Origin of the sequence: Cytobacillus sp. IB215665 (assembly GCF_033963835.1) — a bacterium.
Lineage (GTDB): Bacteria > Bacillota > Bacilli > Bacillales > SM2101 > Nanhaiella.
This window is the reverse complement of sequence record NZ_JAXBME010000012.1, coordinates 42,410-62,213: the sequence shown is the minus strand read 5'-3', so window position 1 is coordinate 62,213 and position 19,804 is coordinate 42,410. Positions and strand designations below refer to the sequence as shown.

Annotated in this window: 19 protein-coding genes; 4 read left to right on the top strand and 15 right to left on the bottom strand. The window is 35.5% G+C overall.

The window, feature by feature from the left end; all coding sequences use genetic code 11:
* Positions 1 to 7: 7 nt before the first annotated feature.
* The 6 genes from SLH52_RS14715 to SLH52_RS14690 form a co-directional block, all read right to left on the bottom strand.
* Entirely contained in the window at positions 8 to 388 is a 381-nt protein-coding gene (locus SLH52_RS14715; RefSeq protein ID WP_320210035.1) for a hypothetical protein, read from the bottom strand.
* A gap of 359 nt (positions 389 to 747) precedes the next feature.
* Entirely contained in the window at positions 748 to 1,149 is a 402-nt protein-coding gene (locus tag SLH52_RS14710) for an acyl-CoA thioesterase (RefSeq protein WP_413785539.1), read from the bottom strand.
* A 210-nt stretch (positions 1,150 to 1,359) separates the two neighbouring features.
* Positions 1,360 to 2,142 carry a GH25 family lysozyme gene (locus tag SLH52_RS14705; RefSeq protein ID WP_320210034.1) on the bottom strand — a complete coding sequence of 261 codons (783 nt, stop codon included), beginning with the start codon at positions 2,140 to 2,142 and terminating at the stop codon, positions 1,360 to 1,362.
* Positions 2,143 to 2,644: 502 nt separating this feature from the next.
* Positions 2,645 to 3,646: a proline racemase family protein gene (locus SLH52_RS14700; RefSeq protein ID WP_320210033.1), complete on the bottom strand. Its 1,002-nt coding sequence runs from the start codon at positions 3,644 to 3,646 to the stop codon at positions 2,645 to 2,647.
* Between the two features lie 198 nt (positions 3,647 to 3,844).
* Positions 3,845 to 4,870 (bottom strand): proline racemase family protein, encoded by a 1,026-nt coding sequence (locus tag SLH52_RS14695; RefSeq protein WP_320210032.1) that lies wholly within the window; start codon positions 4,868 to 4,870, stop codon positions 3,845 to 3,847.
* A complete protein-coding gene (locus SLH52_RS14690) occupies positions 4,870 to 6,054 on the bottom strand; it encodes an FAD-dependent oxidoreductase (protein WP_320210031.1) in 1,185 nt (394 codons plus the stop codon). Before SLH52_RS14690 ends, SLH52_RS14695 begins: the two co-directional genes overlap by 1 nt.
* A gap of 232 nt (positions 6,055 to 6,286) precedes the next feature.
* On the opposite strand from SLH52_RS14690, the gene SLH52_RS14685 reads away from it, so the two are divergent.
* The 4 genes from SLH52_RS14685 (at position 6,287) to SLH52_RS14670 (ending at position 9,947) form a co-directional block, all read left to right on the top strand.
* Positions 6,287 to 8,017 (top strand): sigma-54 interaction domain-containing protein, encoded by a 1,731-nt coding sequence (locus SLH52_RS14685; RefSeq protein WP_320210030.1) that lies wholly within the window; start codon positions 6,287 to 6,289, stop codon positions 8,015 to 8,017.
* A gap of 87 nt (positions 8,018 to 8,104) precedes the next feature.
* Positions 8,105 to 8,377 (top strand): (2Fe-2S)-binding protein, encoded by a 273-nt coding sequence (locus SLH52_RS14680; RefSeq protein WP_413785543.1) that lies wholly within the window; start codon positions 8,105 to 8,107, stop codon positions 8,375 to 8,377.
* On the top strand, positions 8,374 to 8,712 hold the full coding sequence (locus SLH52_RS14675) for a (2Fe-2S)-binding protein (protein WP_320210028.1): 339 nt from the start codon (positions 8,374 to 8,376) through the stop codon (positions 8,710 to 8,712). Before SLH52_RS14680 ends, SLH52_RS14675 begins: the two co-directional genes overlap by 4 nt.
* The gene (locus tag SLH52_RS14670; protein ID WP_320210027.1) at positions 8,709 to 9,947 is read left to right on the top strand and encodes an NAD(P)/FAD-dependent oxidoreductase; all 1,239 of its coding nucleotides are present in this window, start codon (positions 8,709 to 8,711) and stop codon (positions 9,945 to 9,947) included. The genes SLH52_RS14675 and SLH52_RS14670 overlap by 4 nt, the downstream gene beginning before the upstream one ends.
* 316 nt (positions 9,948 to 10,263) lie before the next feature.
* Here SLH52_RS14670 and SLH52_RS14665 read toward each other — a convergent pair whose 3' ends face one another.
* From SLH52_RS14665 to SLH52_RS14625, 9 genes are all read right to left on the bottom strand, one after another.
* Positions 10,264 to 11,226 carry an NAD(P)-dependent alcohol dehydrogenase gene (locus SLH52_RS14665; RefSeq protein ID WP_320210026.1) on the bottom strand — a complete coding sequence of 321 codons (963 nt, stop codon included), beginning with the start codon at positions 11,224 to 11,226 and terminating at the stop codon, positions 10,264 to 10,266.
* Between the two features lie 293 nt (positions 11,227 to 11,519).
* Positions 11,520 to 12,956 (bottom strand): aldehyde dehydrogenase family protein, encoded by a 1,437-nt coding sequence (locus SLH52_RS14660; RefSeq protein WP_320210025.1) that lies wholly within the window; start codon positions 12,954 to 12,956, stop codon positions 11,520 to 11,522.
* 349 nt (positions 12,957 to 13,305) lie between these two features.
* The gene (locus SLH52_RS14655; protein ID WP_320210024.1) at positions 13,306 to 14,187 is read right to left on the bottom strand and encodes a dihydrodipicolinate synthase family protein; all 882 of its coding nucleotides are present in this window, start codon (positions 14,185 to 14,187) and stop codon (positions 13,306 to 13,308) included.
* Between the two features lie 472 nt (positions 14,188 to 14,659).
* Positions 14,660 to 15,124, bottom strand: coding sequence for an NUDIX domain-containing protein (locus SLH52_RS14650; protein WP_320210023.1), 465 nt, complete (start codon positions 15,122 to 15,124; stop codon positions 14,660 to 14,662).
* Between the two features lie 323 nt (positions 15,125 to 15,447).
* Entirely contained in the window at positions 15,448 to 15,624 is a 177-nt protein-coding gene (locus tag SLH52_RS14645) for a hypothetical protein (RefSeq protein WP_214481301.1), read from the bottom strand.
* Between the two features lie 137 nt (positions 15,625 to 15,761).
* On the bottom strand, positions 15,762 to 16,634 hold the full coding sequence (locus SLH52_RS14640; protein ID WP_320210022.1) for an NAD(P)-dependent oxidoreductase: 873 nt from the start codon (positions 16,632 to 16,634) through the stop codon (positions 15,762 to 15,764).
* A gap of 626 nt (positions 16,635 to 17,260) precedes the next feature.
* Positions 17,261 to 18,757, bottom strand: coding sequence for a histidine ammonia-lyase (gene hutH / locus SLH52_RS14635; protein WP_320210139.1), 1,497 nt, complete (start codon positions 18,755 to 18,757; stop codon positions 17,261 to 17,263).
* A 225-nt stretch (positions 18,758 to 18,982) separates the two neighbouring features.
* A complete protein-coding gene (gene hutP, locus SLH52_RS14630; protein ID WP_320210021.1) occupies positions 18,983 to 19,426 on the bottom strand; it encodes a hut operon transcriptional regulator HutP in 444 nt (147 codons plus the stop codon).
* Positions 19,427 to 19,524: 98 nt separating this feature from the next.
* Positions 19,525 to 19,767 carry a DUF2164 domain-containing protein gene (locus SLH52_RS14625; protein ID WP_320210138.1) on the bottom strand — a complete coding sequence of 81 codons (243 nt, stop codon included), beginning with the start codon at positions 19,765 to 19,767 and terminating at the stop codon, positions 19,525 to 19,527.
* Between the last annotated feature and the right edge of the window lie 37 nt (positions 19,768 to 19,804).

Here is a 19,804-nt window from a genome sequence, read left to right as displayed (position 1 = left end):
GTATTATTTAGACCTTTAAATGGATTCCTATACTATATTCATCTTGAAAGTTAATTGTATATACTGAACCAAGTTCATGCTCAATAAATAATGGACGGCTTTGCCATTCATTAATAGCATATGGTAGAATCCAATGGACAATGGTAAAAGTAATAACACCAAATACCGCCGCCATGCGCTTTACTTCTACGTTCAAAGCTGGCCGAAAGAATAAAATATACAATATAAATCCAAGGGGAAGTGTAATTTGATTGAAACTAAAAGCAAAGGATCCTAATATAAAATATCCGACTACTTTTAAGGGAAAATACGATTCTACTTCATCTTTTTTCCATACTAAATACAAGGAACAAACAATTAATAAAACATTGTAAACATTTGTTACCATCATTACCTCCATCTGCTATGAAAAGGAATTAGTCATTGTATAATTAAACTTAACAAAGCAATCCTCTGTAATTTATATTCAATTTTTGATTATGTTATTTCAAATAACTTTTTGAGAATAGGAAATGCTCGTTTGCCAAGACATGCTGTTGAAGGTTACACTCCTAACATTACAGATGCTTTAAACCTTTATAAAACAATATTGATAACAAATTTGTTGTTGTAACTTAGCTCATTTGCGAACAAAATAAGGATAAATAGAGCAACTTTATACTTTGCTCACTATCCTTCGTTTTATTATTATTTATAATGGCTAACAATTTAAGCACTTTTAATAGAACATACATCCGTTACTGTTTTTTAAACTACCAATTCTTTTTCTAGTTCCAACCTTAATTGATCCGGAATAGCCTCGCTTTGCTGGGTTTCAAAATTGAAATAGACAATCACAGCTTCTCCTTTTGCAATATGTTGATTCGTATGAGCATCAACAATTAAATGTTCTATTTTAAAGCTTTTTGTACCTACGTGGGATACTCTTGAAAAAATTCTTAATTGTTGGTCAAAGAAAGCTTGATTAATAAAATCACATTTTATTGAAACTACAACATATTTCCAATCTTTAATATCACAATGTGGATCAAATTGCTTAAAATATTCAACCCTAGCTTCCTCTAAGTAAGTAAAATAACTAGTGTTATTGACATGTCCTAGTGCGTCTGTTTCAGAAAAGCGTACTTTTATGTTACATTCATGCATCATTTCATCATCCCTTCCACAACCTCTGCTTCATTTTTGTTAGGATTTAAATTATGTTGATAATTTTAGCTGTTGAATCATTCTTCTATATTCTATTTCTACATAGTATAGCTATATACCTTTTTTCTTTTAGCTTACTATCAACTTAAATCTCAACAATCAATTGGTATATGTTTAGTAGATTCTTCCTAGTTATTTTGTAAATAACGAATGTTATTCTAATAACTTTAATCGATCTAAAACAGTGGCTAGCTGTGCTCTCGTTACATGTTCGTTCACTCTGAAGTTTCCTTCACTGTTAGCTGTAAGAACTCCTTTATTCATAGCTTTGAGGATTGATTCTTCTGCCCAATGTCCTTCATAGTCTTTTTTTTCCACAGGTTCTTCATCCTCACCGATAAACCATGCTAACGACTTGCTCCCATTCAAAGTGTTTAAGTCAAGATTACCATTGTACCATGACACTTTTCCCTTACTAGTGTATTGCCAAATTTCACAAGGGTAGTCTGGTTTCTTTTGCTGAGTGCCGTCGTTGCTACCGTATCGAGGAAGCCATAGGAAATCTGCGTTCACTTTATCCATACCGAAAGGTTTATAAAGGTGATGACCTGTGTACAATCCTACTTTCCAGCCACTTGCCTTACACACATCAATAAATGCTTGTGTAGCAGGTTTCATCTGTGCAACAGTGGGCGTTGTTTGTTCCTCAACATCAACTACTAAAAACTTTGCACCTAGATCAATTCTACTAAGGAAATCACGCGCTTCTACAATTGCGTCGTTTTCACTGACAAACCTAGCGTATGCATAATGAGCAAATGGAATACCATATTTTTTACAGTTATTTACATGTTTGACGTATTCACGATCAATAACAGTAGAACCATATTGCACTCTAATAATCATTAACGCTACTTCTTCAGCAGCCTTTGCCCAATTAATATTACTAGTAATTTGGTGGTGTGATACATCCACGATAAGTGTTTTGTTCATCATTTATCGACTCCTTATTTCACTATATGCAGTTAAATAATGTGTGCTTGTACAAAATCACTAAATAAATGAAATAATTCGCTTAGTTAAAAAAGTCGAATCCAAAATGAATCAGGATCCGACTTTTTTTCATCTAATAAATAAGCATACAAAGCTGGGTAAACGTTTTAATAGAGTTTATGCTTATTAATAACCCACTTTTTGTAAACATTGTTAAATAGCAGTTCTTGAATTAATGTTACGCGATTGTCCTTATGTTACAGAAGAAAAGATGGTACCAACTCTATTTGATACCACCTCCTACATACGTATATTAACGATTCATGTGAAAAAAACCTTTAAAAAACAGAGACAAAAACATGTTGTGATTTTTAGTATAATTATTTTATTTACTAAACTGAAAAAAGAATTGTTGGATGATTACATAGTTAAGATACGATCCACAAGTTACTTGTTATAATTCATTGGACAAAGTCCATTCTTTGATCAGCGATATATTCAATCATTACTTTAATAAAAATCCATTCTTTAACGGATCATCTTCATCTACTAGGAATTGGTGTAGCCCTGTTATAAATGCAGAACCAGTTATTTTTATTGTAATTGCATCATTACCATCATATTTAGTAATAGAACTAATTTCTCCTACTAACTGACCACCTATTATACTTTCAAAAACAAGTTTGTCTTGATATTGTATATTGCCATAATGATGCAATGCCGCCATTAAAGCGCTAGTACCGCTTACTGAAGGCGATCGATCAATATGCCCTGTACAGTTCATTACTAATAGCTGTACTTTTGAATTATTTAACTGACTTTCGTCATATAATATCACGCCGCTTATTTCTTTAACAGCTCCATCGGTATGGCTAGATAAATCCATTTCGATTTGTTTATTAATCTCTTTGACGATATTGCGAATTGCTACTAAGTTTGTAACATCAAGCTCTATTCCTATGTCACCAACCCTTACAATTGCATAGTATGCACCACCGTATGAAATATCAACATTTAACATACGATGTGGAACATTTAATTGTATTTTCATCGAATTATCTAAATATGAAGGACTGTATTGAAAGTTTACTGAGTCTACTGTTGTTCGATCACATTGTGCGTGGGCTATGACCTTGCCTGCTACACTGTCGATAATTATATCTTTTGACATACTATTAATGTCTATTAAACCTGTCTCTATAGCTGCGGTTACAACTTCAATAATCCCTTGACCATACACAGATGTATACCCTTCATTGTCGAAAAATATCATTCCAAAGTGAGCGTCTCCTTGAACAGGTTCAGTAATCATACACCCCTTCATACCTGCATGTCCTCGTGGTTCTTTCATAAGAATATGACGTATAATTTCAAAGTGATTTGCCAAGTAATCTTTTTTTTCTTCCATCGTTTTCCCCCTTATCGGAGGAACTCCACCAGTGATGATTCTTAGTGGTTCACCTGCCGCGTGAACATCAACAGTTGTAATCAATTTGTTAAATTCCATTACTCCACCTCTTGTTGATCATATTAATGGTTTTTTCGCATTAATTGGTGCGTTTCGTTCTAGCATATAAGCATGTTATATCTTGCGTTCATGGCATTTTTTCTACTTTTAATTATTGGTGCTTTTATTAAACCTCGTCTTACAGTCTATTATTATTAAAAATTGCAAGTTAACAATTTTATATGATAGTTACCTATATTACTCATGTCCTTCCATTGGTGGAATGAGTAGAAATCCGTCCTTCAGCTTATCTTTTGGATTGTAAAAGAAATTGTGCATCCCCATTACCCAAGCAGAGCCAGATATTTCGGTGATTACTGCTTCAACATTTGCTACTGAAGTCGTTTGTATTACTCTTCCTTTAAACGTCGTTCCAACAATACTCTCATGAATAAATAGCTCATTTAATGCTATCTCATGTTTTGCATACAATGTCGCAAGTTTTGCAGACGTCCCTGTACCACATGGAGAACGATCAATTCCACCAGGTGGGACGACAACCGTATTTTTCACGTGTGCATTTTGGTGACTCGGGTACGTAAAAAATTCTACATGAGTTAAGCCATTAATAAATGGATGTTCAGGATGAACAATTTCAGTGCTTTCATTTATTTTATCTCGAAGTTTTACAGCTATTTCTACTATTTTTGATGCATTAGCAGGGTTGAGTCCTAGCCCCAATTTTCTTGCATCTGTTATTGCATAAAAATTTCCGCCGTATGCTATATCACAATGAATATCTCCATAGCCATCGAGGTTTACGTTAATGCTTTTCAATAAGAAAGAAGGGATATTACAAAAGGCTACCTCAATTGCTTTACCATTAGAGATTGTTATATTAACCTTGACCAGCCCTGCAGGTGTATCTAATGTAAGAGTTGTAATCGGCTCCTGGGTATTAATCATCCCTGCTTCAACTAGTGCTGTGCAAACTCCAATTGTATCGTGACCACACATAGGTAAATAGCCGCCTGTCTCAATGTAAATCACGCCAATATCTGCTTCAGGGTGACAAGGCTCTGTGATTAAGGCACCTGACATCACATCATGTCCTCTCGGTTCGTACATTAAAAACTGCCGGATATAATCATAATTTTTTTTCATATATAGCATTTTGTCAGACATGGTTTTGCCTTCTAACTTTGGGAGACCATTAATTACAGTTCTTGTTGGATTCCCTCCTGTATGTGTGTCAATTGTTGAAAACACCTGCCTTGCTTTCATTATTGTGTCACCCTCTCTTTAAAGCGATCGTATCTTAGTGGTTTTAATGGAACTGCTGATCCTGACTTTTCTTGTATAAGATCATCAATTAATTTTCCCGTGATTGCTGCCAAGCTGATCCCATCTCCTTCATGCCCAGCTGCTATAAAGAAATTTGGTATCTCTTCAACTTGTGAAATGATGGGTAAATGATCCTCCGTATACGGACGTAATCCTGCATATGTTCGAATGAGTGAGAAGTCAGCTAGCTTAGGGTAAAAACGAATCGCCCTCTTTGCCATACACTTTATCACTTCCATATCTACGGTCGTATTAAATCCGACGAACTGTCTGCTACTCCCTATAAGAAAATTTTGACTGGCTGTTGGCTCAAAAACGAGGGCAACACCATACTTCTCTGTTGTCTCATCAACCATTCTTTTCCCACCGAATTTAGAAATTAAATAGCCAAATTCCATTACTTTACGGAGACCAATTGGCTGTTGCCTTGCTGCAACGATGATATGTCCTTTTCTTGGTTTAATCGGAATAGTGATGCCCAACATTTCTCCTATTCTAGGAGCCCATACCCCTGCAGCGTTCACGACATATGTTGATGTAAAAGTTCCGTTAGATGTTTCTACTATAAATTGATGATTCTTTGTTTTGTTCACTTGTTTTACTTCAGCATGAGTAACAACTTGAGCTCCATACTTCCTCGCCCCTTCAAATAATGAAAATGTCATTAAATATGGGTTAACTGTTGAATCCGTTTGACATTCCACTCCTCCGAGTAGGTCATCAGCGAAATAAGGAGATTCTTGCTTTATATCAGATCGATCAAGCATACGAAACGGAAGTCCAGCTGCCTTCTGCTTTCTGACCCATTCTTCTGCTGCCACCATCTCCTGTTCATTTTCACAAACTAAAATACTTCCTGGTGCTCTATATTCAAAAGTGTGCTCTAATTCTTTACTTAATTGAGCAACGAGCCTTTGACTCTCAAGTGACATTTGACTATCAAATCCGGGGTCTTTATCAATTGCTAAGATGTTCCCGTCACACCTTGATGAAGTTCCACTAGCTAGTTCCCCTTTTTCTATTACAGTTACATCGTATCCTGATTTGGAAACGTAATATGCCACTGCGCTTCCTATTACACCTCCACCAATAACTAAGACTTCACAATGTTTTGTCGTACACATGATAGACTCCTTCCTAACTACAATTGCTTTAGTTACATAATGCAAGAAGTATACCAATGTAATAAAAATATAAAATCATATATAAAAATGAACACGCTAATAAAGATATCTAATTAAAATGCCTATGATTTATAATTTAAATATTGTAAATGTTCTAACAATGAAATAAAATGAGTGTATAATATCTTTTAATGTGTAAAAAAAGACATACATAAAATAGGGGGGGGTACTAATGTCAATAACATATACAAATGCCATTGATTTTATCGATACTGAGTTTTTATTATATTCAAAAGAAGAATTTAATGAACAACATGCTTCTAACGAATTAACTAACATAGACGATTTTCCAATGATCTTTGTCAAAGATCAGGATAATTACTTTTTTGCACTTTTTGACAAACCCACAACACAGCTTGAAAAAGTCAGTTTAATTCCTGCAAATAGTTCTGTTGCTCAGTTAATTAGTGAATTAACAAGCAGCAGTATCGTTCTTGTACAAAATACGAAAGAAGTCATAGGTTATGTTAGTATCAAGCAGTTTATAGATAAAATGTATTATTCCTACCAATCATTAAATGCCTACTTCGATGCTGTCATCAATACAATCGATGCCTCGGTTACGGTTATCGATCATCAAGGCATCGTTCACGTTTGGACTGAAGGAGCTGAAAAAATTTTTTCTTTAAGTAAAGAGCAAATTTTAGGAAATCCGATCACCGATTTTTTTGACATAGACAAACTAGAAATCATGAAAACATTAAAGGAAGGCCGCTCTTTATATCGCCATCAACACAAACCTCGCTCAGACCTATTCGTCTTAATTAACTCAAATCCCATTCACCTAGAAAATGATATCGTAGGAGCAGTAGTAACCGAAATGGACATAACGAGTCAGGTTCGCCTAAATCAAGAATTATTTAATATGTCTACAAAAGTCCAACATCTTGAACAAGAAGTTGCAAAGTTAAATCGATTAAAAGATCCATTTGATACGATAAAAGGTAATAGCTCAGCTATAAAGAAAACCATTCAATTGTCAAAGAAAATATGCACAACAAATACAACTGTTTTAATTCTTGGTGAAAGTGGAGTCGGGAAAGAGTTATTCGCCAAAGCCATTCATGATACACGTGAACCTCATGATGCACCTTTTATTCCAATAAACTGTGGAGCCATTCCTTCATCATTGTTTGAAAGTGAATTATTTGGATATGCAAAAGGAGCATTTTCAGGTGCAGACCAAAAAGGTAAGAAAGGTAAAATTGAGCTTGCGATTGGTGGTACACTTTTTCTTGATGAAATCGGTGAAATGCCCCTAGACATGCAAGTTAAACTACTCAGAGTTCTACAAGAAAGAAAATTCTACCCCATTGGAGGAACAAGACAGATAAATGCTGATATAAACATTATCGCTGCAACGAATCGTGACCTAGAGTCATTAGTAAAGCAAGGAGATTTTCGTCAAGATTTATTTTACAGACTAAATGTTGTCAGCATAAATGTTCCACCTTTACGAAAAAGACAAGAAGATATTGTAGAGCTTACGCATTACTTTTTATATGAATTTTCCATTAGATACAACCGTCCAATCCACGGTATATCTCAGACTGTGATGGAACAACTACTACAATATGATTGGCCTGGAAATATTCGAGAGCTACGCAATGTTGTGGAAAGATTAGTTGTTTTTAGCTCTGAAGGAAATATAAATCATGAAGATTTACCTTTTACAATCGATCCTATCAAAACAAGCGAATCGACATCATTTGCTCTTTCAACATCTGAAATCCTTTCACATGAGATCGGGACATTAAGTGACGAATTACATGCTCATGAGAAAAAGGTTATCTTACATGCTTTAAAATTGCATAACGGAAATAAGCTAGCATGTGCGAAGAGATTAGGAATTACACGAGCAACACTATACAATAGGATGAAAAAATTAAATATCCATTTATGAACCATCCTCCGGCTTCGGCATAAAACTTGCATTTGTTAGTAATAAGTTTATTCTAAACGTTTTTGAACATCAAAAAAGGAGTGACCTATTATGACCGAAGCACAAACGATCATATGTCGATGCGAAGAAGTAAACTACGAGGAAGTGTTCAATGCTATTCAACAATATAAGTGTTCCTCTCGAGAAATTAAACTAAGAACACGCGCTGGAATGGGCTGTTGTGGAGGTCGTACGTGTAGAATAATGCTTGAATCTATCATTCAAGATTTTTCTCAATCTGAAACAGAGAAGCTACAGCCCTTAAAATATCAGCCACCTATTCGACCAATATCTTTTGGGCTGTTAGGTGAAAATAAATGACCGAAAAAAACCGTATCATGAACCACCCAATCCTTGGCATATTAGAAGACAAAAAACGAATTACTTTTATGTTTGATGGACAGCTTGTCGACGCTTATGAAGGAGATACGATTGCTGCTGCGTTATTAGCTAATAATATACGTACGCTACGGTATCATGAAGAGACTGCTACACCGAGGGGAATATATTGTAACATAGGACATTGTTTCGAATGCCGCTTGTCGGTCAATGGCAGGAATGGAGTTAGATCTTGCATAACTGTAGTTGAAGAAGGAATGAAAGTAGAAGCAAGTAGAACTCTACCGAGTCCATTAAAGGAGGTGGAGTCAAAATGATTGATGTCGTTATTGTTGGAGCTGGTCCAGCCGGATTAAAAGCAGGCATAACATGTGCGACATATGGCTTACATGTAAAGATAATAGATGAGTTTGTGAAACCAGGTGGACGACTTCTCGGTCAACTTCATGAAGAACCGAATGGAACTTGGTGGAATGGTATAGAACAAGCGAACAATTTATTGGAGCAAGCCACAGCTATCGGCGTTACAATAGAATGTGGAGTATCTGTACACCACATTGAAAAAACTACAGATGGCTGGGTTATTCATACAAATAAAGAACAAATTATTACACCGACCGTCTTATTAGCAACAGGTGCCGCTGAATATTCAACACCAATTAAGGGGTGGACACTTCCTGGAGTCATGTCAATTGGTGCTGCACAGGTGATGACAAATGTTCACAGGGTGAAAGTTGGCCAAAGAGGAATTGTCATTGGATTAAATGTATTATCATTTGCAATAGCTCGTGAATTACAACTTGCAGGAATCGAATTGGCTAGTATTGTTCCTCCAAAGCTCAATCAAATCACGAAAGAAGCTGGGCATCCACATAAAATCATGGAGGCGTTACTTCGATATTCTCACCTTGCCCCATCAGCATTTCTTAGATTTGGGAGTAAATTAATAAAAAGTCAAACTTTGCAAAGAATAGCAGTTGACTTTTACCCTAAAACTGGCATATCAGTTTGGGGCATACCTCTGCATCTACGTACTGCCGCTGTAGAAATATTTGGGGATACTAAAGTTGAAGGTGTTAAGCTTGTTAATATTACTTCAAGTGGTGAACCCATAAAGGGTACAGAAAAGGAATTACTTGTCGATTTTGTTTGTATTTCTGGCGGACTATACCCATTAGCAGAATTAGCAGCTGTTGCTGGCTGCCCCTTCTACTATATTCCGGAATTGGGTGGCCATATTCCTTTACACAACGAAAGAATGAAAACACCATTGGATGGACTCTACGTAGCAGGAAACATTACAGGTATAGAAAGTTCTAAAGTTGCAATTGCTCAAGGAGATACCGCTGGGTTGTCAATTGTATCAGACTTAATGAAAAATAATGAGGCAATTGAGGAAAAGGTCAATGCATCAATTGTAAACATAGAGCAAGATAGACATAACTCAATCATCCAATTTCACCCTGGTATAAAGGAAGGTAGAAAAAAGTTAAATAAATTATGGACTGAACTACAAATGTCAATACCTTCAAAATATAAACAAATATACTAGTGATCATCGGGCTTGAACATCTATGAAAACATATGGAGGCTCTCCCTAATAAAGAATCCCACCTTTAGCAGTGGGATTCTTATTTTCTCTCTAGTCTTTTTATAGAACTTTGTTCACATTAATTGTTGTTCACATTAAAAATAAACACGTAATAAACAAGCGTTCTTAGTTTTTTTCTTCTATACCACAATGAACATATAAAATCACATTTTATAGTACTATTTTGTTTACAATAAAGTTTGCGAAAAGAGCTTAATGATAAGAACCTTTCCACCCACCCTATTATACCAATCATAATTCAAAATAAAAATTTCACTTAAATGATGACCACATTACCCTTCTTATGTCCTTTATCAACATATTCATGAGCTTCAGTAATTTGTTCCAATGGATAGCATCTATCAATAACCGATACTAGTTTTTCCTCCTCGATAAGCTTTTTAAGGAAAACTAAATCTTCAGTATTGCCTGGAGCTATCCCGCTTACAACTTTTTTGTCACCTACTATTGAAGTGCGTATCATTTGAAAAACTTGTGGATAATGAATAACAGCTAATACATAAAATCCATTTTGTTTTAAAGACCTTTTACAATGTGAAAACTTGGTTTTGCCCACAGTGTCAAATATAATGTCATACGTATCAATATTTTGTGTGAAATCCTCAGCAGTGTAATCAATGACTTTATCCGCTCCTAAAGATCTCACCATTTCTGCATTGGCTGTACTACAAACTCCTGTTACTTCTGCCCCGAAGACTTTACCAAGCTGTACTGCAAATGTACCTACACTCCCTGAAGCTCCATAAATAAGGATTTTTTGTCCACTCTTTATATTGCCTTTACGTAAGAAGTACAATGCAGATACTGCCCCAAAGGGAACTGCTGCGGCTTCTTCGTAGTTCATATTACTTGGCTTAATTCCAATAGCTCCGTCTTCAGCTATGCTTATATACTCAACATAAGTGCCTTTCCCACTAAATCCATACACTTGGTCACCTATATTAAACCGTGTTACTTTACTACCTATTGAAACAACTTCCCCAGCAAGATCCATACCTAGTATATTTTTTTTGGGCTTTGTAAAACCTATCGCTAATTTAGAAATTGGCCACATTGGTAATGACTTTCTACTTCCTTGTCGCATCCTTGCATCTCCTGATGAAACAGTTCTTGCATGAACTTTGATCAGCACTTCATTATCCTCGATAGTAGGCTTATCAAGTTCTTCCAGTCGAAGAACATCCGGTGGCCCGTACCTTGTATATATCATTGCTTTCATAAATCTCCTCCTTAAATCAATAATGGCGTTAAGCATTAATTGAAGCTAATATATTATCTATATTACTAAAATATTCATAGTTCGGTAATATCTAAAACTGCTTGCGTGTTCATAAAATGAGATAAAGGATCGATTATTGACATTCCCTCATAGTACCAACTAAATAAAAAAAGGCAGAGATACGATACCCTGCCCTTGTTATTTTTCTTTGCCATAGTACTATAAATTAAGTAACTCTATTTAAGGCCGAACCTTTCTAAGATGTAAAGGAACTGCAAAATCTTCAACAAAGTTTAAAAAGAGTATTTAATTGCACAAGTTTTAATTGATGTATAGAAATCTAATGCAGCCTGCCCTTGTTCCCGTGAATGAGAGCTTGATTGTTTCATACCACCAAATGGCGCTTGATATTCAACACCAGCTGTTTCTTGATTAACTCGAACCATTCCCGCATCACTTTCATCAAGAAAACGATGAGCTTTCGTTAGATTATTCGTAAATACTGAAGCACTTAATCCGTATACTGTCTCATTACATAAATGCATTGCATCTTCAAAGTCTTGTGCTTTTAACACAAGCGCAAGCGGACCAAAGACCTCTTCTTGAACAAGTGTATGTTTAGGGTCAACTCCTGTCGCTAGCATAGGGCTAATATAGAACCCTTCTGATTCAATTGAACTCATACCCTCTCCAATAATCTCTGCCTCAGTACGGGCTTGATTAATATATGCTGAAACACTATCAAACTGTTCTTTTGATGCTACTGGTCCTAAGTATGAACTTGCATTTAAAGCATTTCCAGTAACAAGTTCAGAAATAGCTCGTTTCATTTGTGCAACAAACTTTTCGTAAACACTACTTTCTACAATTATTCTACTCGTAGCAGTACACTTTTGCCCAGCAGAACGATAAGCACCACTTAGTATGATGGGAACAGTTTTTTCTATATTTGCATCATTTAGAACAACTGCTGCATTCTTCCCACCCATTTCAGTTTGATATTTAATATTTCGCTTTGCACATATACTAGCAACTTGTATCCCTGTATTCGATGATCCTGTGAAACTAACTGCCTCTATGTCTACTTGTTCAAGTAGTGTCTTCCCTACAATACTCCCCTTACCGATTACTAAGTTTAATACTCCTTCAGGTAATTGGACTGTACTAAAAATCTCCATCATTTTTGTTGCTGTTAATGAAGCGATTTCTGCAGGTTTCCAAATTACTGTATTTCCACAGATGAGTGCAGGAGCTATTTTCCAAATAGGAATAGCTACAGGGAAATTCCATGGTGTAATTATCCCAACTACTCCTAAAGGAACACGCTTCGTATATTGAAGTACATCACTATCGGACGCAGGTATAACATTACCATTTGAACGTACTCCTTCAGCTGCATAGTATTTTAATAGATTTACTGCACGCAACACTTCACCCTTCATCTCAGCAATTGGCTTTCCCATCTCTCGACTCGATAAAGTTGCAAGCTCTTCAATGTTTTTTTGCAAGGCATCTGCCATTTTGGATAAATACGAACCTCGAACAGCGCTAGGTAGAGATGACCATACCTTGAAGCCTTGCTTTGCCGCCGTCTCTGCTTGTAATACATGATTTTCATTAGAGCAATGCACAACTCCAACTTCTTCGGTTAAATTAGATGGGTTATACACAACTTTTCTATCATCTACTACCGTAACGACTTCCCCACCTATCCAGTTTTTTGTTTCCAAACATATCCCTCCTACTAATTCCATTTTATTTTTTTGTTAAGGCTGTTTTCGTATTAAGAAGTGAATACCTACACAACTAGAGTTCGTGGGATCTTTTTCTTCTGTGCAACGATGACTAACAATTTAAAACCATTTTTATAGTACTAATTTGATTACGATAGCAACCTGGACCTTTATTAAAAAGTCATTATTTAATAATTGACTTGGTATACCATTTAATAACTAAAGGATTTTTGTCTATCATTTTAACAATAATTCGTAACATCTCTTCTTCGCTAAAGATTATAAAATCCTACACGTCAGTTACTCAAATGTAGTAATAAATGTTTACAAAAAGAGCTTATAATCGTTATTGCTTAACAGTAGAAGCTGCTCGTTGAAAAGCTTTTTTAACATCTTCATATTCTTCACTACTTAAAGGTAAGCGTGGAGGTCTTGTTGTACCCACTGGCTGTCCAGCTAATTCCATCATGTATTTTATATATTGAACAAGCTGAGGGCTCGCATCATAATGAAATAAAGGGAGTAAACTTCTATATAACTCTATTGCCTCAGTCGCCCGACCTTCCCTACCCAGGCGAAACAACTCTACACTTTGTTTAGGTAAAGCATTTGGAACCCCAGCAATCCAACCAGTTGCGCCAGCTAAAGGACCTTCCAACGCTAAGTCATCTACCCCAATTAATACTTCCAAGTCTGTTTTATCCAAAATGTCATGTACTCTTCGAATATCCCCACTGAACTCTTTTACAGCTTTAACATTTTTCAGCTTTGAAAGAGTTATTAATAATTCAGGAGTTAAATCAGTAGGATAGTCGTGAGGATTATTGTATGCAATAATCGGAATACCTACTTCATTTAACGCTTCATAATGAGCAATGACTTCGTTTTGTAGAGGTTTATAATTTATAGGTGGTAAAGCCATAATACCTGCTCCACCTTTGTCTTTTGCGAACTGTGCCCACTTTACTGCTTGCTCCGTAGAAGGTGCTCCAGTACCAACTATTACAGGAACACGAAAATTAGCAGCAGCAATGACCGTTTCAATTACTTTTGCACGTTCTTCAACTGTTAACGTAGCATATTCTCCTAATGAACCCGAAGGAACTAAACCGTCTACCCCTTGAGAAATTAACCAATTACATAACTCATATAAGCGCTTATAATCAACTTCATAAGTTTCAGTAAATGGAGTAACAACTGCAACGTACACACCTTCAAAATTTGCCATATAACATTCCCCTTTCTAAGAAAACATAGCGGTATTTTTTATAAATTATACTCAGAGAAAGTTCTGCAAATTTCATGCCAATAATTAATCATTTATATAATGTATTTTTATTTGCATATGATTTATTAAGAGTGTATAAAAAAGCATACACCGTTTATTTTTTTATACACTTCTACTACATAAAAGTTAACACTCTAACTATAAGCCATTTTGTTATGCCATTATTACCAAAAAAACTATTAGACGACCTTTTTACTTTGACCTCATAGCTTAGTGGCAAAATGTATATGAATTAGTTGCTTTCTTAGTGTAAAAACTAACAAAAATCAAAGACTCTATGAGTAAACTTAACAATTAGAACACCTATCCATCTCATTCTCCTAAGCTATTTAAAAAAATGTTCAAATTATCAAATAAATCAACAATCAGGCAACATTACAATAAAAGTCAAATTCAACATAGCAAAACTTAACTAGTTAATATCACCCAAATATACTGGCGCATTTTCTTTTCGAATATATTTAACAATATATTTAGTCAACTCTTTCGTATATAACCTGTATTGTTCTAAATCTTTTATATCCACCCAATCTATCCCTACTTGGTAACTATCAGGATTCGTAGGGACTTTATTTGGACTCGTTTTATTTACTAGACTACAAATAAAGTAATATTCGATTTGATGAACATTAAAATCATAAGCAGCATGCTCATGGTTTTTGCCAATATATTCTCGAATATGAAGTAGTTCTCCAATTTGTACTTCTTGACCCACTTCTTCAATGCATTCTCTAATTAAAGCGTTGCTAATCGTTTCACCATGCTCTTGACCACCACCAGGAAATAGATAATATAACCCATCATCACCTACATTTTTTGTTAATAAGATCTTCTCCCCGTTAAAAATAATTGCTTTTGCAGAATTTCTAATATTCATTCTCTAACAACCCCTCCATCAAGTATTGTTGAATTCATGTGCATAAAAAAACCATAGAGATCCGCTCTACGGCAAAAAATGTATATGTAGTTTTTTACAACTTATTCTCCATTAAAGGTTTACTATCCTTTGTTACGAAATTAATAGCTGTTTGAATTATGTTTATCATTGTAAGACCTCTTTTATTTAGCTTATTGATAATAATATTATTATTCCATCCCCATGTAAATACCATTTTTAGAATTATAATCATAAAAAGGTAAAAAAGACCACAAATGTGGTCTTTGTTGATAAACTAAATATTTTTTCAATAGAGACAGCTTTTATCCTTCATATAATCCATTATTTTTTGAGGCATTCTCTCGTTTTGTTTTTTCTTTTTGTGCACGATTTGCATTAGCACTTCCAAATTCATGGCTAAATTCAGTATCAATCGTACTACTGTCAAATCCTTGTTTGTTTTTTTGTTCTGCATCATTTTTGTTCGTTCTTTTTGCCACTCCTAATACCTCCATAATAATAGATTTACCCACCTATTATTATCAAGTCATGGTATATTTATTCGTTTAGGAATGAAATTATTTATACAGCTAAACTGTAGGCTTATTTAAATCAATAAACAGTAAATTATGAAGGTTTAATATAACTTATACAATGCTTGTGTTCCACTTTCCCCTTCACCTTTTTTTGCTAGTTTGTCATACATTGATTTAGCTAGGCTTAACCCTGGTGTTTGCATTCCCATTGCTTCCGCCTCATTTAGCGCAATTCCCATATCTTTAATAAAATGTTTCACATAAAACCCTGGCTCAAAATTATCATCAATGATTCTCGGTGCTAAATTACTTAATGACCAGCTCCCCGCAGCTCCAAACGATATACTCTCTAACACTTTTGAAGGATTTAAGCCAGCTTTTTCTGCGTAAGCAACTGCTTCACAGACACCAATCATATTTGTAGCAATCGCAATTTGGTTACACATCTTAGTATGCTGTCCTGATCCTGCTTCCCCTTGCAAAATTATGTTCTTGCCCATTATTTCTAAAATCGGTTTACAAGTAGTAAACACTTGCTCATCTCCACCTACCATAATCGTTAGCTGCGCCTTTTGTGCCCCAATATCACCACCAGACACTGGTGCATCTAAAGAGAATATATTTTTTTTCTTCGCTTTTTCATAAATTTTTTTAGCAAGAGTAGGAGTCGATGTCGTCATGTCAATGACATATGTACCTGGTTTTACATGACTTAATATACCGTTATCTCCAAGATAAACTTCTTCTACATCATGTGGATATCCTACCATTGTAAAGATCACATTTGCTTCTTGTGCGAGCTCTTCAACGCTATTTCTCCACATAGCCCCTTTTTCCAATAAGTCTTGCGCTTTTTCCTTCGTACGCGTATATAGCGCTACCTTGTAACCCGCATCAACTAAATGACCTGCCATACTGTTACCCATTACACCCGTTCCGATAAAACCAATCTCTGTCTTTTCTTTTCTTAACATGCATAACATCCCCTTCACTATTTCCTCATATTATAATGTTTATGTTCATTATTTTATCATTTAATGCAATTAGTTGACTGTCACTAAGTTAAAATCCTAACGATCTTTTTAAACTTTGTTGCCATTGTTACCAAATTTGAACCGTAACATGTCGTTTACATGTTGGTCATCATTTTAGAAAAGAAAAGATGCCACAAACTCTAGTTGTGTATATTTTTAAATCTTAGTACAAGCAACAACAATTAATACGAAAACAGCCAATCATAAATAGAAATTACTTATAGTTTCTTTTCGAAAACGCCTATATCTTCCGAATGGAGTCTCTCCCATCTGATAAGGAAAAAGCTGTAGAGATGGAGCGCTAAAGCTCTTAAATCAAGGCTCTTTTCGTAAACTGTGTTGCTATTGTTATGTAATTAGAACCATAAATGGTTTAATATGGGTAGTCGTTGTTGTACAGAAGAAAAGATGCCACGAACTCTGGTTGTGTACGTGTTTGGTTCTTAGTACGAAAAGCAACCATTAATGCAAAAACAGCCTAAAGCAAAGTACGATCTAAATCCCCCTCTTGAACAAGTCATCGTTTCAAAAAAACCCCACACTTTGTAAGTGGGGTTCAATCATACTTAAACATTATGAGTCACTTTTTCTTCCTTCATCCACAAAGCTAACGCTTCTATATCTATAGCAAACACTCTATCTTTCTTAATTGATGGAACAACGTTTCTCCCATTTTCAAATAGTTTGCGAGTTAGCGGAGCCATTTGTTCTTCTCCACGGTATTCTACTGCCTGCATACCACAGATTAACTCAATAGCCAACACTCGACGTACATTGTTAATAATTTGATAAGCGTGTCTTGAGCCGATGGTCCCCATACTTACATGGTCTTCTTGATTTGCAGATGATGGTATCGAATCAACACTTGCCGGGTGTGCGAGTGTTTTATTTTCCGATACTAGGGACGCTGCACTGTATTGCATGATCATAGCTCCTGACTGAAGTCCTGGCTCTGGACTGAGAAAAGGAGGTAAGTCATTTAATTGAGGATTTACTAACCTTTCAATACGGCGTTCAGAAATATTCGCAAGTTCTGCCATGGCAATGCCAAGAAAATCCATTGCAAAAGCAATCGGTTGGCCGTGAAAGTTCCCGCCAGAAATGACTTTGTTACCATCATCAAAAATTAGCGGATTATCCGTTGCTGCATTAATTTCTATTTCAAGTTTTTCTTTCACATAAGATAATGTTTGCCATGTCGCTCCATGCACTTGGGGTATACAGCGTATCGAGTAGGCATCTTGTACTCGTATTTCTCCTTGATGGGTCGTAAGCTTACTTTGATCTAATATCTTTCTTATTCTTTCAGCTACATGAATTTGCTCTTGATACCCTCTAGCTTCGTGAATGTCGTTATCAAATGCATCTATTATACCTCGCAAGCCTTCAACTGTTAATGATGCAATCCAGTCAGCTTGAATTGCTAATTTTTCTGCCTCAATGTAGGCTACAACACCCATAGCTGTCATGGCTTGTGTTCCGTTAATTAAAGCCAAACCTTCTTTTGCTTGTAATACAATCGGTGAAATGCCGACTTCAGCTAACACATCTTTTGCAGGATGTATTTCACCTTGATAATACACATTCCCTTCACCAAGTAGTGGTAATACTAAATGTGATAGTGGAGCCAGATCTCCACTTGCACCTAGTGATCCTTGCTGAGGAATGACAGGATGAATTTGGTTGTTTACTAACTTTAATAATGTTTCAATTACTATTGGTCGAACACCAGATACTCCTTTCAATAGGGCATTGGCTCTCAACACAAGCATTGCACGTGACACAACCTCTGGAAATGGCTCACCTACTCCACAAGCATGAGAAAGGATTAAATTCAATTGTAGCTCCTCTACATCTTTAGCATCTATTAAAACATCACTAAATTTACCAAAACCAGTTGTGATTCCGTAGATTACTTTCTTTTCGGATACAATTCTTTCTACAGCTTCTCTGCTCTTTTTAACTTTTTCCATACTAGTTGAACAAGCTGTAACTTTTATATTGTCATTTAATATTTGTCTCATATCAGTAATTGTCAGTGTCTGTCCAGTTAACATAATCAGTCCGTCCACCATCTTTCTTTGTTTTTCTTCGACCTCATTTACGAACACACTCATTCTAATCCACTCCAAATCTCTTTAGTTAATTAAAGCACAAATCACAAAAGGGGCTATATCTAGTTAACAAAATGTTATACCTAGATATAGCCCCCTAATGTCTATAAAACTATGGGCATATATGAGTTTTTTATTCAATCAATAAAGCATGAACCTTTGGTTGTAGTGTGATTATATGTGATTAATCCCTAAACCAATTGCTTCATGTTCATTCCCTTTTACTGGGGCACCAATGGTACCGTACAAAGCAACGGCAAGCCATTCTCCTTCAGCATCATTTTGATACGGTTTACCTCTAACGATTGAAAACCTAAGACCAACTGTGCGTAGAACAGAGCCTAATTGAACTTGCCCCCTCGTAACTCCATGAAGCGCCTCAATAATTGCATGGTACAACGCATGTGATTCTCGGTATAATTCACCATCAATCATGCCATTTTTCCTTGCTGCAGTTTCAATTGCAGCTACGACTTTATTGGATTCCATTGAGCCTACTTTACCTACACACATACTCCAAGAGGAGGGATACTGCTGTTGAGAAACGTCAGTTTCGTCTACACTTAGAACAAGCTGAATGGCAATCTTTCCAATACGATTTTCCAATTTAATCGACATACATATTCTCTCTTTCATTAATACATAACTAAAGTATCTACTATCTAATAACTATTTTATGTGTAAAACGAATTTGTTGTCAATTATTATTTACTAGTTTAGTCGTTCGTTTCTTTTTTGAGTAGAGAATACATATCATCTTCTATGTTAGAAATTCCTTGGGTCATAATACGTATACTATCTTTTACACCAGCATTATAAAAATGTGGACCAAGTTCTTTCATGGCGAAATCTAACAAATTCCTCGCCGCTAATTCACCAATTTCCTCACTATGCTCATCATAGAAATATCTTTGGATATTAGTTATTATGTCATCCTGAGACTCTTTTGATAATTTCATGTACACTCAATAAACACTCCTAATAAGTATTCGAAAG

Bases quoted from the DNA above. Each gene is read 5' to 3' on its own strand.
- SLH52_RS14715 (WP_320210035.1), bottom strand. From the start codon at position 388: ATGGTAACAAATGTTTACAATGTTTTATTAATTGTTTGTTCCTTGTAT.
- SLH52_RS14710 (WP_413785539.1), bottom strand. From the start codon at position 1,149: ATGATGCATGAATGTAACATAAAAGTACGCTTTTCTGAAACAGACGCA.
- SLH52_RS14705 (WP_320210034.1), bottom strand. From the start codon at position 2,142: ATGATGAACAAAACACTTATCGTGGATGTATCACACCACCAAATTACT.
- SLH52_RS14700 (WP_320210033.1), bottom strand. From the start codon at position 3,646: ATGGAATTTAACAAATTGATTACAACTGTTGATGTTCACGCGGCAGGT.
- SLH52_RS14695 (WP_320210032.1), bottom strand. From the start codon at position 4,870: ATGAAAGCAAGGCAGGTGTTTTCAACAATTGACACACATACAGGAGGG.
- SLH52_RS14690 (WP_320210031.1), bottom strand. From the start codon at position 6,054: ATGTGTACGACAAAACATTGTGAAGTCTTAGTTATTGGTGGAGGTGTA.
- SLH52_RS14685 (WP_320210030.1), top strand. From the start codon at position 6,287: ATGTCAATAACATATACAAATGCCATTGATTTTATCGATACTGAGTTT.
- SLH52_RS14675 (WP_320210028.1), top strand. From the start codon at position 8,374: ATGACCGAAAAAAACCGTATCATGAACCACCCAATCCTTGGCATATTA.
- SLH52_RS14670 (WP_320210027.1), top strand. From the start codon at position 8,709: ATGATTGATGTCGTTATTGTTGGAGCTGGTCCAGCCGGATTAAAAGCA.
- SLH52_RS14665 (WP_320210026.1), bottom strand. From the start codon at position 11,226: ATGAAAGCAATGATATATACAAGGTACGGGCCACCGGATGTTCTTCGA.
- SLH52_RS14655 (WP_320210024.1), bottom strand. From the start codon at position 14,187: ATGGCAAATTTTGAAGGTGTGTACGTTGCAGTTGTTACTCCATTTACT.
- SLH52_RS14650 (WP_320210023.1), bottom strand. From the start codon at position 15,124: ATGAATATTAGAAATTCTGCAAAAGCAATTATTTTTAACGGGGAGAAG.
- SLH52_RS14640 (WP_320210022.1), bottom strand. From the start codon at position 16,634: ATGTTAAGAAAAGAAAAGACAGAGATTGGTTTTATCGGAACGGGTGTA.
- hutP (WP_320210021.1), bottom strand. From the start codon at position 19,426: ATGTCGATTAAATTGGAAAATCGTATTGGAAAGATTGCCATTCAGCTT.
- SLH52_RS14625 (WP_320210138.1), bottom strand. From the start codon at position 19,767: ATGAAATTATCAAAAGAGTCTCAGGATGACATAATAACTAATATCCAA.